Origin of the sequence: Saccharopolyspora elongata, from assembly GCF_004348985.1 — a bacterium.
Taxonomy (GTDB): domain Bacteria; phylum Actinomycetota; class Actinomycetes; order Mycobacteriales; family Pseudonocardiaceae; genus Saccharopolyspora; species Saccharopolyspora elongata.
In genome coordinates, this window is sequence record NZ_SMKW01000006.1 from 70,542 (window position 1) to 85,262 (window position 14,721).

The 14,721-nt window shown below is 71.5% G+C and carries 15 protein-coding genes; 8 read left to right on the plus strand and 7 right to left on the minus strand.

All coding sequences use genetic code 11. The features are described from left to right. Positions 1 to 6: 6 nt before the first annotated feature. From E1288_RS06975 to E1288_RS06985, 3 genes are all read left to right on the plus strand, one after another. Positions 7 to 741 carry an ATP-binding cassette domain-containing protein gene (locus E1288_RS06975; RefSeq protein ID WP_132482403.1) on the plus strand — a complete coding sequence of 245 codons (735 nt, stop codon included), beginning with the start codon at positions 7 to 9 and terminating at the stop codon, positions 739 to 741. Between the two features lie 160 nt (positions 742 to 901). Next, the gene (locus E1288_RS06980; RefSeq protein ID WP_132482405.1) at positions 902 to 2,086 is read left to right on the plus strand and encodes an alpha-D-ribose 1-methylphosphonate 5-triphosphate diphosphatase; all 1,185 of its coding nucleotides are present in this window, start codon (positions 902 to 904) and stop codon (positions 2,084 to 2,086) included. Then, positions 2,083 to 2,892, plus strand: coding sequence for an inositol monophosphatase family protein (locus E1288_RS06985; protein WP_235883391.1), 810 nt, complete (start codon positions 2,083 to 2,085; stop codon positions 2,890 to 2,892). The genes E1288_RS06980 and E1288_RS06985 overlap by 4 nt, the downstream gene beginning before the upstream one ends. Positions 2,893 to 3,121: 229 nt before the next feature. Here E1288_RS06985 and E1288_RS06990 read toward each other — a convergent pair whose 3' ends face one another. The 4 genes from E1288_RS06990 to E1288_RS07005 all read right to left on the minus strand — a co-directional run bounded on the left by E1288_RS06990 (position 3,122) and on the right by E1288_RS07005 (position 7,614). Further along, positions 3,122 to 3,943 carry an FAD binding domain-containing protein gene (locus E1288_RS06990; RefSeq protein ID WP_132482409.1) on the minus strand — a complete coding sequence of 274 codons (822 nt, stop codon included), beginning with the start codon at positions 3,941 to 3,943 and terminating at the stop codon, positions 3,122 to 3,124. Next, the gene (locus E1288_RS06995) at positions 3,940 to 4,413 is read right to left on the minus strand and encodes a (2Fe-2S)-binding protein (protein ID WP_132482411.1); all 474 of its coding nucleotides are present in this window, start codon (positions 4,411 to 4,413) and stop codon (positions 3,940 to 3,942) included. Before E1288_RS06995 ends, E1288_RS06990 begins: the two co-directional genes overlap by 4 nt. 67 nt (positions 4,414 to 4,480) lie before the next feature. After that, positions 4,481 to 6,739, minus strand: a complete 2,259-nt coding sequence (locus E1288_RS07000; RefSeq protein ID WP_132482413.1) for a xanthine dehydrogenase family protein molybdopterin-binding subunit — start codon at positions 6,737 to 6,739, stop codon at positions 4,481 to 4,483. Between the two features lie 89 nt (positions 6,740 to 6,828). Next, on the minus strand, positions 6,829 to 7,614 hold the full coding sequence (locus tag E1288_RS07005) for an HpcH/HpaI aldolase family protein (RefSeq protein ID WP_132482415.1): 786 nt from the start codon (positions 7,612 to 7,614) through the stop codon (positions 6,829 to 6,831). 371 nt (positions 7,615 to 7,985) lie between these two features. On the opposite strand from E1288_RS07005, the gene E1288_RS07010 reads away from it, so the two are divergent. After that, a complete protein-coding gene (locus E1288_RS07010; RefSeq protein WP_132482417.1) occupies positions 7,986 to 8,690 on the plus strand; it encodes a FadR/GntR family transcriptional regulator in 705 nt (234 codons plus the stop codon). A 164-nt stretch (positions 8,691 to 8,854) separates the two neighbouring features. Here the strand turns inward: E1288_RS07010 and E1288_RS07015 are convergent, their stop codons facing one another. Then, complete coding sequence (locus E1288_RS07015) at positions 8,855 to 9,856, minus strand: LLM class flavin-dependent oxidoreductase (protein ID WP_132482419.1); 1,002 nt, start codon at positions 9,854 to 9,856, stop codon at positions 8,855 to 8,857. Between the two features lie 83 nt (positions 9,857 to 9,939). Between E1288_RS07015 and E1288_RS07020 the strand changes: the two genes are divergently transcribed. Next, entirely contained in the window at positions 9,940 to 10,584 is a 645-nt protein-coding gene (locus tag E1288_RS07020; RefSeq protein ID WP_132482421.1) for a TetR/AcrR family transcriptional regulator, read from the plus strand. A 285-nt stretch (positions 10,585 to 10,869) separates the two neighbouring features. Here the strand turns inward: E1288_RS07020 and E1288_RS07025 are convergent, their stop codons facing one another. After that, on the minus strand, positions 10,870 to 12,147 hold the full coding sequence (locus E1288_RS07025; RefSeq protein WP_132482424.1) for a hypothetical protein: 1,278 nt from the start codon (positions 12,145 to 12,147) through the stop codon (positions 10,870 to 10,872). Beyond that, positions 12,144 to 12,524: a cupredoxin domain-containing protein gene (locus E1288_RS07030; RefSeq protein WP_132482427.1), complete on the minus strand. Its 381-nt coding sequence runs from the start codon at positions 12,522 to 12,524 to the stop codon at positions 12,144 to 12,146. Before E1288_RS07030 ends, E1288_RS07025 begins: the two co-directional genes overlap by 4 nt. A gap of 100 nt (positions 12,525 to 12,624) precedes the next feature. On the opposite strand from E1288_RS07030, the gene E1288_RS07035 reads away from it, so the two are divergent. The 3 genes from E1288_RS07035 to E1288_RS46790 are packed head-to-tail and all read left to right on the plus strand — an operon-like array spanning position 12,625 to position 14,602. Next, positions 12,625 to 14,031 (plus strand): hypothetical protein, encoded by a 1,407-nt coding sequence (locus E1288_RS07035; RefSeq protein WP_235883392.1) that lies wholly within the window; start codon positions 12,625 to 12,627, stop codon positions 14,029 to 14,031. Then, positions 13,995 to 14,447, plus strand: a complete 453-nt coding sequence (locus E1288_RS48655; RefSeq protein ID WP_235883393.1) for a hypothetical protein — start codon at positions 13,995 to 13,997, stop codon at positions 14,445 to 14,447. The genes E1288_RS07035 and E1288_RS48655 overlap by 37 nt, the downstream gene beginning before the upstream one ends. After that, positions 14,444 to 14,602 carry a hypothetical protein gene (locus tag E1288_RS46790; protein ID WP_165968018.1) on the plus strand — a complete coding sequence of 53 codons (159 nt, stop codon included), beginning with the start codon at positions 14,444 to 14,446 and terminating at the stop codon, positions 14,600 to 14,602. The genes E1288_RS48655 and E1288_RS46790 overlap by 4 nt, the downstream gene beginning before the upstream one ends. The last annotated feature ends 119 nt before the right edge of the window (positions 14,603 to 14,721 follow it).

Consider the following 14,721-nt stretch of genomic DNA (forward strand, 5'->3'; position numbering starts at 1 on the left):
TCCACAATGGACGCCAAGCCCGTGCTGACCGTTCGCGGCCTGCACAAGACGTTCACCCTGCACACCGTGGACGGCCGGACGGTCGTCTCGCTGCGCGGCGTCGACCTCGACGTCTCCGCCGGTGAGCACGTCGCGATCGCCGGGCCCAGCGGTGCAGGCAAGTCCAGCCTGTTGCGCTGCACGCAGCGCAGCTACCTGCCGGATTCCGGCTCGGTCGTCCTGCACACCGGTGACGGGTCGGTGGAGCTGACCGCGCTACCGGATCGCGCGCTCGCCCGGCTGCGCGGCAGGCAGCTCGGCTACGTCTCGCAGTTCCTCGCCACCCCGCCGCGCACCGGGCCACTGGAGGTCGTCGCGGCCGCGGCCCGGCGCCGCGGGCTGGACCGGGCGGAGGCGCGCGACGCGGCGGCGGAGTCGCTGCGTCGGCTGGCGCTGGACGAGGTGCTGTGGGACGTCGACTGCGGGGTCCTCTCCGGCGGAGAGCGGCAGCGGGTCAACCTCGCGGCCGGAACCGTGCGGCCGCCGCGACTGCTGCTGCTGGACGAGCCGGTTTCGGCGCTCGACCCGGCGAACCGGGAGCGTGCGCTGGAGCTGATCGCTTCGCTGACCGGCCAGGGCGTGGCGGTGCTGGCGGTCTTCCACGACCTCGACGCGATCCGGCGGCTGGCGACGCGGGTGGTGGAGATGGCCGACGGCCGGATCGTCCGCTCCGGCACGGCCGAGGAGGTGCTCGCCGCATGAGTAGCCCGGTGTCAACCGCAGCCCTCCTCAACCGCACCCCAGGGGACCGTGACGCGAACCAGCCATAGGAAACCGCGAAACTCGAGTTTGACCTGGGACGTAACCACAACTGTGAAGCGCGGAGAGGCGGAACTGTGAATCGCGGAGAGGCGGACCAGTCATGAGCAGCGCGGTCGAGGAGGTCAGTTGGCCGTTGGCGGCGGCGCCGAAGGACTACGTGCTGGGGCACGTGCGCGCCGTGCTGCCGGACCGGGTCACCGACGACAGCCGGATCGTGGTGCGCGCCGGGCGCATCGAGGCGATCGAGGACCACCCGGCGGGATCGTCCTGCGACGTCGACGGCGGCGGCCTGCTGTGCATCCCGGGCCTGATCGACGTGCACAGCGACGCGCTGGAGCGGGAGCGCATGCCGCGCCCGTCGGCGGTGCTGCCGTGGGATTTCGCCCTGCTGTCCATGGAGGGCAAGCTCACGGCTGCCGCCGTCACGACGGTGTTCCACGGCGCGGCGTTCCAGCACAAGACCTCGCGCGGGACGCAGCGCTCGATCGGCGGCGCGAGCGAGTTGTGCGAGACGGTGCGCGCCAGGGGAGCGGGGCCGGTGGACCACCGGGTGCTGTACCGGCTGGACGTGCGCTCCGCCGAAGGCGCCACCGCCCTGCGGGCGCAACTGGACACTGTGGACGATGGCGCGCTGGTCTCGCACGAGGACCACACGCCGGGCATCGGGCAGTACGCCGACCGGCGGCAGATGGAGCGCTACCTCGTCGGCGCGGACGGGATGACGCCGGAGGAGGCCGAGCAGCACGTCACGGAGATGATCGCCGAGCGCGGCGAGCTGCTTGATGTGCGGGACGAGAACCTGGCCTGGCTGGGCGACCTCGCGCGGTCCGGGCGGATTCGGCTGCTCGGCCACGACCCCGAGTCGGCCGAGGAGATCTCCGCGCTGTGCACCAGGGGCGGCGCGGTGGCGGAGTTCCCGACCACGATGGCGGCGGCCGTCGCGGCCCGCGAGCACGGCCTGCCGGTCGTGGCGGGCGCGCCGAACGTCCTCCGCGGGCACTCGCACAACGGGAACGTGTCGGCCCGGGAGCTCGCCTCGCGCGGCCTGGTCACGGCGCTGGCCTCGGATTACCTGCCGTCGGGGCTGCTGGCCGCGGTGTTCGGGCTGGCCGGCGAGCTCGGGTTGCCCGCGGCGATCGCCCTGGTGACCGCCGGGCCCGCGGCGGTCGCCGGGATCGCCGACCGGGGGCGGCTGGAACCCGGACTGCGCGCGGACCTGGCGCTGGTGGAGCCGGGGCCGAAGTGGCCGCTGGTGCGGTCCGTGCTGTCGGGAGGTGCGGCGTGATCGGATGGCCGGTGCCGGACCCGCAGATCCCGTCCGCCGCGCACGCGGTGCTGGCCGAGGCGGCCAAGGCCGCGTCGGCGGCGTTCCGCGACGCCCGGGCCCGCTACGACCGGGCGCAGCTCGCCGAGACGTCCTCGATCGGCGCGGACGGCACCGCGTCGATGCGGCTGGACCTGCTGGTGGAGGCCGCGATCGCGGAGGTCGTCGACGCGCACCGGATCAACATGCTCAGCGAGGAGGTCGGGTTCGTCGACAACGGATCGGCGGTGACGCTGGTGGCCGACCCGGTGGACGGCACGGCCAACGCCGCCGCCGGGGTGCCGCTGTCGGCGTTCTCGGGCGCGATCGTGCTCGACGGGACGCCGGTGGAGGCGCTGACCTGCTGGCTGGACACCGGGCGGTGCTGGCACGCGGTCGCCGGGCAGTCGCCGGAGTTCCGCACCAGCGGCCGGCGTTCGCTCGACGGCGCGGCGGTCAGCCTGCTGCGCCCGCACGAGCGCAGCGCGGACTCGTGGTGGCGGGTGGCGAAGCGGGCGGCGCGCGTGCGGATCCTGTCCACGACGTGCCTGGAGACGATGCTGGTGGCGGAGGGTTCGACGGACGCCTTCGCCGACGCGGGCTCCGACACCCACCGCATCGTGGACCTCGTCGCGGCGATGGTGGCGCTGCCCGGAGCGGGCGGCGCGGTCCTGGACGTCCACGGCAGACCGCTGGAGGTCGACCCGGACCTCCGGCGCCGCTGGTCCGGGGTGGCGGCGGCAACGCCGGAGCTGGCGGAAGAACTCGCCGCCACCATCCGCGGCTAGAACCTCCAGCCGACTCGAACCCACACCCGCCGGAACGGCCCAGGTGAACGCGGGTCACGCCGCGCCGGAGCGGAGGAGGATCCCGATTTTGCCTAAAATCGGGCCACCTCGGCGTGTCGGGAGCCGACGCGCCGAGGCGTGTCGTGACAGGCAATGAGTCCACAGTGGACTCTGCTGGAAGACGAAGGCGCCCTCGACCGCTAGGTCAAGGGCGCCCTCGGCAGAACCGCTACGCGCCGCGTGCCGCGGCGGCTTCCAGCGCCCGGCGCACCAGCACCTTCGCCAGGTGCCGCCGGTAGTCGGCGCTGGCGCTGGCCTGGTCCGGCGGCGACGTGTCCTCCGCCGCCCGCTCCGCGGCCTCGGCGGCGCTCGCTCCGCTCGCCAGGGCCGCCTCCACGCCGTGCGCCCGCATCGGCGTCGGGCCCATGTTCACCAGCGCTACGCGCTGGCCGGCGACGGCTACGCCGACCACCGCCCAGTCGATCGCCCGCTTGGTGAACTTCTGGAAGTCCCAGCCCTGCGCGGGGTTCTTCGCCACCCGGATCTCCACCAGCAGCTCGTCCTCGCCGAGCGCGGTCTCGAAGAAGTCGGTGAAGAACTCCGTCGCCGGGATCTCCCGGGTGCCCGACGGGCCCTGCGCGACCAGCACCGCGTCCAGCGCGAGCGCCACCGCGGGCAGGTCGGAGGCCGGGTCGCCGTGCACCAGCGAGCCGCCGATGGTGCCGCGGTGGCGGACCTGCGGGTCGCCGATGGTGCCCGCGGCGTGCGCCAGCAGCGGCACCTCGCGGGCCAGCAGCTCGGAGTTCTCCAGGTCGTGGTGCCGGGTCAGCGCCCCGATCCGGATCTCCGAACCCTCTTCGCGGATGTAGGACAGGTCGCGCAGGCCGCCGAGGTCGATCAGCACCTCCGGCACCGCCAGCCGCAGCTTCATCAGCGGCAGCAGCGAGTGCCCGCCGGCGAGCAGCTTCGCGTCGTCGCCGTGCTCGGCGAGCAGGCTCAGCGCCTCCTCGACGGTATTGGCCTTCTTGTAGGTGAACGCGGCAGGGATCATTCCGCGGCCCCCGACTTCTCCTTGGCCGCGGTCAGCACGGCTTCGACGATGTTGTGGTAGCCGGTGCACCGGCAGAGGTTGCCCTCCAGGCCGGACCGCACGTCGGCTTCGGTCGGGTTCGGGTTCTCCTCGACCAGCGACACCGAGGCCATCACCATGCCCGGCGTGCAGAAACCGCACTGCAGCCCGTGCTTCTGCTGGAAGGCGCGCTGCATCGGGTGCAGCTCCTCGCCGTCGGCGAGGCCCTCGATGGTGGTGACGTCGTGGCCTTCGGCCTGGGCCGCGAGCACGGTGCAGGACTTCACCGACTCGCCGTCGAGCAGCACCGTGCAGGCCCCGCACGACGTGGTGTCGCAGCCGATGTTGGTGCCCGTCAGGCCGCAGTCTTCCCGCAGGTACTGAACGAGCAGCGTGCGGTCCTCGACCTCGTGGCTGCGCTGCTCGCCGTTGACGTTGATCGAAACTTGCACGAAACGAACTCCTAAGCACTTGTCGGGTCAGCGTGATCCACTCACCCGAACCAACTCCGCGGGCTGTCTATGCCTCGTTGATGGCCTTCCACACCCGTTCGGGGGTGGTGGGCATGTCGATGTGCTTGACCCCGAGGTGGGCCACTGCGTCGACCACTGCGTTCTGGACCGCCGGGGTGGCGCCGATGGTGCCCGCCTCGCCGATCCCCTTGACGCCCAACGGGTTGAGCGTGGTCGGGGTTTCCATCGTCAGCAGCTCGAAGCTGGGCAGCTCGGCCGCCGTGATGAAGGCGTAGTCGGCGAGGTTGGCGTTCTGCGGGTTTCCGTCGGCGTCGTAGGAGACCTCCTCCAGCAGGGCTTGGGCGGCGCCCTGCGCGATGCCGCCGTGCCGCTGGCCCTCGGTGAGGATCGGGTTGATGATCACGCCCGCGTCGTCAACGGTCACGTGCCGAAGATAGTTCACCTTGCCGGTTTCGGTGTCGACTTCGACGACCGCCAGGTGCGATCCGAACGGGAAGGTCGGCCGGTCCTCGGTGAAGTGCACGTCGGCGGCCAGCCCCTCGTCGGCGCGCTGGGCCAGCTCCGCCCAGGACAGCGCGACGCTCGGCGTGCCGCGCACCTGCCACGTGCCGTCGGCGAGTTCGAGGTCGGCCTCGTCGATCTCGATCAGCTCCGCGGCCAGCTTGCGGGCCTTCTCCTTGACGTCCACCGCGGCCCGGTGCACCGCGGACCCGCCCAGCTGCAGCGAGCGGGAACCCATGGTTCCCACGCCCTTCGGGATCAGGTCGGTGTCGCCGTGCACGACCTCGATCTTGTCCAGATCGATGCCCAGCTGGTCGGACACCAGCATCGCGTAGGAGGTCCAGTGGCCCTGCCCGTGCGGGGAGCTGCCGGTGAGCACCAGAACGCTGCCGTCCGGGCGGATCTCGACGTGCCCGGTCTCGCCCTCGGTGTTGTTCGGCGCGGTGATCTCCACGTAGCTGGCCAGCCCGATGCCCAGCTGGAGCGCGGCGCCCTCGGCGCGCCGCTTGGCCTGCTCCTCGCGCAGCGCCTGGTAGTCGGCGGCTTCCAGGACCGCGTCCAGGCCCTTGATGTACTCGCCGGTGTCGTAGGTCATGCCGCCCGGCGTGTCGAACGGGAACTGCTCGGGGCGCACCAGGTTGCGGCGGCGCACCTCCGCCGGGTCGACGCCGGTCTCGGCCGCGAAGAGGTCCATCGCGCGCTCCACGGCGGCGGTCGCCTCCGGCCGCCCCGCACCCCGGTAGGCGCCGATCGGCGTGGTGTTGGTGACGACGCAGCGGGCGACGGAGTCGACCTTCGGGATGTCGTAGACGCCGCTGACCATGAACCGGGTGAACAGCGGCAGGAACGCGCCCATCCGCGGGTAGGCGCCGACGTCCTGGACGATCTCCAGCCGGTAGGCCAGCACGGTGCCGTCGCGGCGGCCGCCGATGGTCACCACCTGCCGCTGCGCGCGGCCGTGGGTCATCGCGACCAGGTTCTCGCTGCGGCTCTCCACCCACTTCACCGGGCGGCCGGCGCGCTTGGCCAGGAACGCCAGCAGCGCGGCCTCCTGCTCGACGCCGATCTTGGCGCCGAAGCCGCCGCCGACGTCGGGCGTGATCACCCGGATCCGATCCTGCGGCAGCCCCAGGTTCGCCATCAGCTCGTCGCGGCAGCTCTGCGCGTTCTGGTTGGACAGCCACAGGGTGACCTTGTCGCCGTCCCAGGCGCAGGCGGCGGTGCGCACCTCCAGCGGTGCGGCGGCGAGGCGCTGGTTCTCGATCTGCTTGGTGACGACGACCTCGCAGCCGTCGAACAGCGAGTCGTCCAGCTCGCCGCTGGTGCCGGTGATGTTGGTGCCCGCCTCCGGGAACAGCAGGACTTCGTCGCGCAACGCGTCGGCGACGTCGACCACCGGGTCCAGCGGGTCGTAGTCGATGGAGACGAGTTCGGCGGCGTCCTCGCCCTGCGCGCGGGTCTCGGTGAGCACCACGGCCACCGGCTCGCCGACGTAGCGGACCGTGTCGCGGGCCAGGTGCGGTCGTTCCATCGCAGCAGGTGGGGGGCCGCTGACGCCCATCTGCGAAACGAACGGCGGGAGGTCGACGTCCGCGCCGGTGAACACGCCGGCCACGCCGGGCAGCTCGCGGGCCGCCGAGGTGTCGATCTCGGTGATCTTGGCGTGCGCCAGCGGGCTGCGCACGAAGGTGACGTGCAGTGCCCCGGCGAGTGCGGGATCTCGCAGGTCGTCCACGTAGGTGCCGCCGGCGGTGAGTAGGCGCGGGTCCTCGCGGCGCTCGACCCGGGTGCCGAGAATGCTCAATGGTGCCTCGCAGTCAACAGGATCAGAATCGGGAACCGACCAGTGAGTCTGGTGCGACGCCTCGCGCTGCACAAGACTCGCGGCCGTTTTCAGGCGTACCCGGCGCCTGCGGCTCGTCCCGCTCGTCCCGTCACCTGGCGGACCGCCGCGGTGGCCGCCTCGCGGAGCAGGACCGCGTCGGAGCTCAGCGACGCCAGGTCGAAGCCCAGGTCATGCCAGCGTTGCACGGTTTGGGCGCTGTCACAATGGATGCCCGCCAGCACGCCGTTTCGGCGGCAACTGTCCAAAATGGAGCGGACGAGCTGCTCGTGCTCGGCCTCGCGGACCGCCAGGACGGGCGCCATCCCGTGGCCGAGGGCGAGATCGGACGGGCCGATGTAGGCCGCGTCGATGCCCGGCGTGGACAGGATCTCGTCCGCGTTCCGCACGCCTTCGGGGGTCTCGATCATCGCGGCGAGCACGGTGCGCCGGTTGCCGGCCTCCGGCGTGTAGTCGTCGAGCTCGAACGCCGCCCGGATCGGGCCCCAGCTGCGCGAACCCATCGGCGGGTACTTCGCCGCCTCGACCGCGCGGCGGGCCTCCTCGGCGTTGTTGACCATCGGCACGATGATGCCGTGCGCGCCGGCGTCGAGGGCCTTCATGATCTGGTCCGGCTGGTTCCAGGGCACTCGCACGAAGGTCGGCGTCCCGGTGATCGCGAGCGCCTGCAGCATGAGGACCATCTGGTCGTAGCCGACGAGCCCGTGCTGGGTGTCGATGCAGACCCAGTCGTATTCGCAGCGGCCCATCAGCTCGGCGGCGAACGGGCTGGGGATCGAGCACCAGCCGCCGACCGTCGGGCGACCGGCCTCCAGGGTTTCACGCAGCGTTGCCATCATGCTCCTTCGAACTCGATCGCCGACCGCGGCTTGCCGGCGTTCGGAGGGGGTCGTGCCGGGCCGGCGCCGCCCCGGCGTTGCGGGCGAAATCGGTGCTGGTCGAAGGGATTCGACGGTGCTCGGGACGTCCGCGACTCTAGGACACATCTGATGTTTCGAGCAATACGCCGAGCATGTTTCCGCGACCGCTGACCGGCCAATACCCTGTCGAACAACCGATTTCACCGTAATTCCCCGATCGAACGATCAACGTTGACGGACCGGAACATCTGATGTATCGGCTGCGGTGACTCGTGAGTACTTTGGATCGCCATAGCGGATCAAAACGCTCACGAGCAGCGCGGGCCGACTGATGTGGAGGGCGCGGGATGGGGCGGAGCAACGACGCGATCGAGAAGATCCGCCAGCTCATCGCCGACGGCGAGCTGCGCCCCGGCGTCCGGTTGCCGCGCGAACCGGACCTCGCCGCGCAGCTCGGGCTCTCCCGCAGCTCGATGCGGGAGGCCGTGACGGCGCTGGTGCACGCGCAGGTGCTCGACGTCCGGCGCGGCGACGGCACGTACGTGACGAGCCTGGAGCCGCACCGGCTGCTGGAGGGCATCGCCCACGCGGTCGAGCTCATGCAGGACGACACGCTGCCGGAGATCTTCGAGCTCCGCCGCCTGCTGGAGCCGCAGGCGACGGCGCTCGCCGCGGAACGGATCACGCCGGAGCAGCTGGCGCGGCTGCGCGGACACCTCGACGCGATGCGCCGATCGGAGACGATCGAGGAGCTCATCACGCACGACGCCGAGTTCCACGCCTGCATCATGGCGGCCACCGGCAACCGGACGCTGACCTCGGTGGTCAACGGCCTGGCGGCGCGCGCCCTGCGGGCCCGGACCTGGAACGCCCTGAACATCGCCGACGCGCGCGAGCGGATCATGTCCCAGCACCAGGCGATCTACGAGGCGCTCGAAGCCGGCGACGCGGCGCTTGCCCTGTCCTGGGCGACGATCCACGTCACGGCGTCGGAGAAGGACCTCCTCCGCACCATCCCGCCCGCCGACCGGCTAGGCCCCGGCTCCGCCTGAAAGCCGCGTCCTAGAGGTCGTTTCAGAATGCCCGCGTGGCGCCGTGACGACCTGGCGCATGCGTTGATTTCGCGCGAAATCGGCGTCCCTCGTGAGGGCGGGGTGGCGATTTCACGCGAAATCGCCCTCGGCCGAGCATTCCCGGAGCTTTCCGAAACGACTCCCTAGTCCGCGAAGACCTTCTCCGCTTCGCGGATCGTGCGCAGCGCCGCTTCGCGGGACCCGGCGCCTTCGGGCATCAGGAGGACGCGCCCGACGCCGAGGGTCGCGACGCGGTCGGCCAGCTGCCTGCGGCATTCCGCCACGTCGCCCGCGATGTGGCAGTCGGCCAGCGCGGCGGCCTCGTCGAACGCCTGCGCGGCCGTCGGCGCCGGACGCTCGACCAGCGGCACGGCCTCGTGGGAGGTCTGCAGGTTCAGCTCGGCGATCCCGTTCGTCAGCAGCCGCCTCGCGGTCGGGGTTTCGTCGGCGATGGCGAAGTACGCCGAGTCGATGTTGTCCAGCGGGTCCAGCCGGTGACCGGATTCGGCCGCCGCCGCGGCATGCGCGTCCAGCACCGCGCGCTTCGCCGCCACGTCGATGAACGGGCTGAGCAGCACCGGAAGCCCGCGGCGCGCGGCCGATCGCGCGGATTCCGGCGATGACGACGCCAGCACGAACGGCGCGCGGGACGTTTCCGGCGCCGGCACGATCCGCACCTCGTCGAAGCGGTACCGCTCGCCGCCGCCCTTCGCGCGTCCCTGTCGCAACGCCTCGTCGAGCAGGGCCACGGATTCGTCGATGTCGCGGAAGCCCGCCAGTCCGGTGCCGAATATCTCCAGGTCCACCAGCGGTTGTCCGCGCCCGACGCCGAGCGTGAACCGGTCGCCGGAGAGGTGCTGGAGCACGGCGGCCTGCTCGGCGAGGGCGAGCGGGTGGTGGTTGGGCAGGACGCAGACCGCGGTGCCGACGCCGAGGTTCGTGCGGCCCAGCAGGAAGGCCGCCATCGCCAGGGCCGATGGGTTCTGGGCCCGGGAGTTGAAGTGGTGCTCGGTCGTCCAGGCCTCGTGCCAGCCATGCCGTTCGGCCTCGCGGACGTATTCCAGCGACCACTCGAAGACCTCGCGGCCGCTCGCGCCGCTCCTGAACGAGTCGGTGAACAGGACCAGTCCGTACTTGGTGCGCATGCACCCTCCTATTTTTCGTCGGCTAGACGAAAAATCTAGCAGCTGGTGTCGGCCCGGTCGAGGAGGTGCGTTAGGTTGGGCTCGTGACCACGCCGGATGTCCCCAGGCGGCGCGGGCGTCCGCCGAAGCTGACCCGCGACGCGGTCGTGGCGGGTGCGCTGGAGGTGCTCGACGAGTCGGGTCACGACGGGCTGTCCATGCGAGCGGTCGCCGAGCACCTCGGCGTCGGCAAGATGAGCCTGTACCACCACGTGGCGGACCGCTCGGAGCTGGAACGCCTGGTCATCGAGCGCCTGCTCGCCGCGGTCGAACTGCCGGACGCGGCGCTGCCCTGGCGGGAGCGGATCGCGGCGCTGGCGCACGGCATCCGCGCGCTGGTCTTCCGGCATCCCAACGCAACTCCGCTGCTGGCGCTGCGGGAGTACAGCGACCCGGTGGCGCTGCGCCTGCCGGACGCCGTCATGACCGCGTTGCACGACGCGGGCCTGCGCGGGGCGGCGATGGTCGGAGGCGCGCGCCTGGTCTTCAGCTATGCCATCGGATTCGCCCAGCTCGACCTGGTCGACAAGGCGGACTCGGCAGGGGACTCGCCGATGGCGGCCCTGTCGGAGGCCGAGTTCCCGCACGTGGTGGCGGCGGCGCGGGAAACCCGGAACCACGGTCTGGACGAGCAGTTCGACCTAGGCCTGAAACCCCTGCTCGCCGGCCTCGCCGCGATCGCGTCCTGAGTCGCGGTCCGTCCGCCGCCATTCCACGTCGCGGAAACCGGCTTCCGTTCGTGCAATTTCAATGGAAATCGGACCCGCAATTTCCATTGAAATTGCGGCGGAACGCGGCGATCGGCCACAGTGGACCATTCGGTTCACCCGTAGATCTCGACGTCGACGACCTTCTTGCTGCGAGCAACAGCACCGTTGCGGCTGCTGCGAGAGATCTCCACCGGGGCACGCCGCGATCGTGTTCGTCTCCGGTTCCTCGCTCGTGCGGATCGATCGGAAATCCACAGTGGAACGTCAGCCGGACAGGAGGAGCAGCAGGCCGGTGCAGGTGAGCAGGACCATCGCGATCACCACCGGGAGCTGGCCGCGGCGGGCCTGCTTCGGCGGGAACAGGCGGAGGGCCTGGTCGTGGGCCGCGGCGGTGCCGGCGATGTGGCCGAGCACGATCGCGTTGATCTGCACCATCGCCACCAGCTCCGGCGACACCAGTCGGTAGTCGATGGCGTGGTCGCGGATGCCGAACAGATCCAGTCCGGTCCCGAACGGATCGCCGGCCAGGATCAGCGTCGTCTGCCCTTCCAGCAGGAAGAACGAGAAGTAGTGCGCGATGGCGTAGCCGAGCGCGATCGGCAGCAGCGTCGGCGCGAACAGCCCGGGGAGCCCGCGCGCGGGCGAGACCAGGGCGCTGAGCCGCATCGCGATCGCGTAGAGCGCCGAGACGGCGGCGATCGAGCCGAGCAGGCCGAGCGTGTCGCCGAGGACGCCGCCGGACTGCCAGAAGGTCGTCCTGGTCAGGCCGTCGAACCCGGTGGCGCCGATGAGCACGCACGCCACCGCCGCCATGCCCGGCTCGTCGTCGGTGCGCACCAGCCCGGCCAGGGGATTGCGCAGGATCAGCGCGCCATCGCTGCGACGGCCGATGGGGCACAGCCGCGCGATCAGCGTCGCGTACACCTCGGAGCCGTCGCCGCGCGCGAACCAGCCCGACCCGAAAACCCGCGCTGCGACGAGGTTCACCACCGCGTAGCCGACGATCACGCCGCCGACCACGCGCGGATCGGATCGCGCCGGCAGGACCAGTTCCAGCCACACGAAGGCGCCCAGCCACACCGCGGCCGGCCAGTACCCCAGTCGTGAGGGGTAATGGTCGCCATGACGACCATTGCCGCTCACGACGGACAGGGACGAATGCAGCGTCCGCAGCGGGTTGACGACCCGCCACACCGGACCGAACAGCGCGCTGAGCGGCACCAGGCCGACCCAGAACGTCACGTACAGCGCCCAGGGCGCGAGGTTCCGCTCCGTCTCCGGCGGCCCGAAGAAGGCCACCGCCACCACGAGAACGGCCAGCGTGAGCGTCAGAACCCTTGCCGCCCAACGAAGTCCGGGCGAGTCGACGAAACGCAGGAACGGCAGCGGCCGCCCGGCGTCGGGGTTCAGCCACGGCCGCGACCAGAGCTTCGCCAGCGCGGCGAACGAGATCGCCACCGCGATGCCGCCGCCGATGATCGCCGCGACGCCGTTGAGCGGCAGGTCGGTGCGGCCGCCGAGCCCGTGTGCCAGGAAGTTCACCGCACCACCAGGCTGGGCAGCGCCGAGCCGGAGTGGTGCAGCTCGATCTCGAACACGCCGGGGATGTCCGCGCGGAACTCGACGGTCGCCGGCTCGCCGGGGCGGAGCTGCGCGGACTTGTCGTACCCGTGCACGTGCAGTTCGTCCGCTTCGTCGCTTCGGACGGTGAGCCGGACCAGGCCGCCGAGCGGCGCCTGGAGTCGTTCCGACGGGCCGCGCACCTGGCCGCCGATGACCTCGAAGTCCGCCGAGACCACGCTCGCCGCCGACGACTCGGCCTGCGGCGCGGGTGGTTCGGCGGTCGGAGGCGCCGTGCAGGCCGACAGCAGTGCGGCGCCGGCCAGCAGGGTGAGTCCGAAGCCTCGTGCGGTCGTCATGAATCCTCCGTGGGCCGCTCAGGTGAAGTCCAAACCATGACAACAGCCAATGTCACATTAGGGCGTGACATTGTCTAGGTCCGCGTGTTCCACTACTGCCATGACCTCGCTCATGCAGCAGCTGCCGGACACCCGCCCGGCCGGTGGGGCCGCCCTGGACCAGATCCTGATCGCTTCGGGAAGCGCGACGTTGCTCACCGCGCTCCTGCTCCTGCTCGGCTACGGTCACCGCACCGGTCGCACCAAGCTGCTCGCGCGGCTCGCCGAGCGATCCGAGCACTCCTGGTTCCTCCGCGGGCTGCCCGGCTGGGCCGCGCTGCCGATGCAGCTCGCATTCGGCTCGCTGGTGCTCGCGCTGCTGGGCATGTACTGGGACATCTCGCTGCACATCACGCAGGGCCGCGACGAGGGGCCGCTGGCGAACATCGCGCACTACCCGATCCTGTTCGGCCTGTTCGGCCTGTTCGCCGCGGGCATGCTGGCGATGGTGCTGCCACTGGGCGAGCGCCCCGGTCGCGCGGCGGTGCGGATCACCCGCGACTGGTACGCGCCGACAAGTGGAATCCTGTTGGCCGGCGCGGGTTTCTACGCGCTGCTTGGCTTCCCGCTCGACGACGTCTGGCACCGCATCTTCGGCCAGGACGTCACGCTCTGGGGTCCGACGCACCTGATGCTCATCGGCGGCGCGGGCCTGTCGCTGATCGCCCTCGCCCTGCTGGAGCGCGAGGGCCGGTTCGTCCGCACCGGCCGGGCCGAGACGATGCTCGCCTGCTACGTGCGGCGCGGCATGATCGGCGGCGGGATGCTGGCGGGGCTGTCGGTTTTCCAGGCCGAGTTCGACTTCGGCGTCCCGCAGTTCCGGCTGGTGCACCAGCCGCTGCTGATCGCTGTCGCCGCCGGGTGCGCGCTGGTGGTCGCCCGCATGTGGGTCGGGCGGGGCGGCGCGCTGTTCGCGGTCGGCTTCTACGTCCTGATCCGCGGCGGCGTCTCGGTCCTGGTCGGCCCGGTGATCGGGGAGCTGTTCGCGGCCGTCCCGCTGTACGTCGTCGAGGCGCTGTGCGTGGAGGTCGCGGCGGTCGCCCTGCTGCGCAGGCCGCTGGCGCTGGGCACGGTGTCCGGCCTGCTCATCGGCACGATCGGGTTCGCCAGCGAATACGTGTGGACGCAGTTCGCCTTCGTGATGCCGTGGACGCCGGACATGCTGCTGGAAGGCGTGCTCATGGCCATCGTCGGCGGCGTCAGCGGCGGCCTGCTCGGGGCGTCGCTCGTGTGCGCCCTGCGCGGCGAGCTGCCGAGCCTGCCGGTGCGGCGAGCGGTGTTCGGCGGCGCCCTGCTGGCGATCGCGCTGGGCGTCACCAACGGGCTGATCGGCACCGCGCCCGCGGGAGTGCGCGCGACGATGGCGCTGGACCAGCGGACCGGCCAGGCGGACGTGCGGCTAGACCCGCCCGCGATTGCCCAGGACCCGACGTGGTTGGCGGTGACCAGCTGGCAGGGCGGCCGCTGAGGGTCGACCACCTGCGGCGGATCGGCGACGGCCATTACCGGACCACCGACCCGGTGCCGGTCGACGGGACGGGCAAGACCCTGCTGCGGTTGCACGACGGCCGCGCGATGCTCGCGTTCCCGATCCACATGCCGGCCGACGCGGCGCTGGGACTGCCCGAGCTGGCCGCGGAACCGCAGTTCACCCGCGACGGCCAACCGGAATGGCAGGTGCTGCAGCGCGAGACGAAGCTGGGCATCCCGCCGTGGTTGTGGGTCAGCGCGTCGCTGGTGGTGCTGGCGTGCTCGGTGGCGCTGGTGGTGTCGCTGGGCTGGGGAGCGCAGCGGGTCTCGCGCGCGATCTCGGGCCCACCGACGGCCCGCCGGGCCAAGCACCGCGCGGTCCGGGTCGCCCGGCTCGCGGACGGCACGGCATGACGTCCGCGTCGGCGGAGCTGGTCCTGGCGAGCCACCCGATCATCACGGCGGTCCCGTTCTTCGTCCCGACGTTCGCGGTGGTGGCGGTGGTAGCGGTGATCGTCTACCGGGACCGCCGCAAGAACCCCCGAGAAGACGAAGACCAGGACACCTGATCTCGGCGGGGGTCCCGGGTGCTTTGGGGTGCCAATGCGCCCCGAAGCACTCACGGGTTCTGAGGTCGCCTGACCCCGGTGGGGGAATTCGAGCAAGATCTACAATGTGGCACTTGTCA

Excerpts from the sequence above, each read along its gene's own strand:
- E1288_RS06975 (WP_132482403.1), top strand. The coding sequence starts at position 7 with ATGGACGCCAAGCCCGTGCTGACCGTTCGCGGCCTGCACAAGACGTTC.
- E1288_RS06980 (WP_132482405.1), top strand. The coding sequence starts at position 902 with ATGAGCAGCGCGGTCGAGGAGGTCAGTTGGCCGTTGGCGGCGGCGCCG.
- E1288_RS06990 (WP_132482409.1), bottom strand. The coding sequence starts at position 3,943 with ATGATCCCTGCCGCGTTCACCTACAAGAAGGCCAATACCGTCGAGGAG.
- E1288_RS07005 (WP_132482415.1), bottom strand. The coding sequence starts at position 7,614 with ATGGCAACGCTGCGTGAAACCCTGGAGGCCGGTCGCCCGACGGTCGGC.
- E1288_RS07010 (WP_132482417.1), top strand. The coding sequence starts at position 7,986 with ATGGGGCGGAGCAACGACGCGATCGAGAAGATCCGCCAGCTCATCGCC.
- E1288_RS07015 (WP_132482419.1), bottom strand. The coding sequence starts at position 9,856 with ATGCGCACCAAGTACGGACTGGTCCTGTTCACCGACTCGTTCAGGAGC.
- E1288_RS07030 (WP_132482427.1), bottom strand. The coding sequence starts at position 12,524 with ATGACGACCGCACGAGGCTTCGGACTCACCCTGCTGGCCGGCGCCGCA.
- E1288_RS07035 (WP_235883392.1), top strand. The coding sequence starts at position 12,625 with ATGACCTCGCTCATGCAGCAGCTGCCGGACACCCGCCCGGCCGGTGGG.
- E1288_RS46790 (WP_165968018.1), top strand. The coding sequence starts at position 14,444 with ATGACGTCCGCGTCGGCGGAGCTGGTCCTGGCGAGCCACCCGATCATC.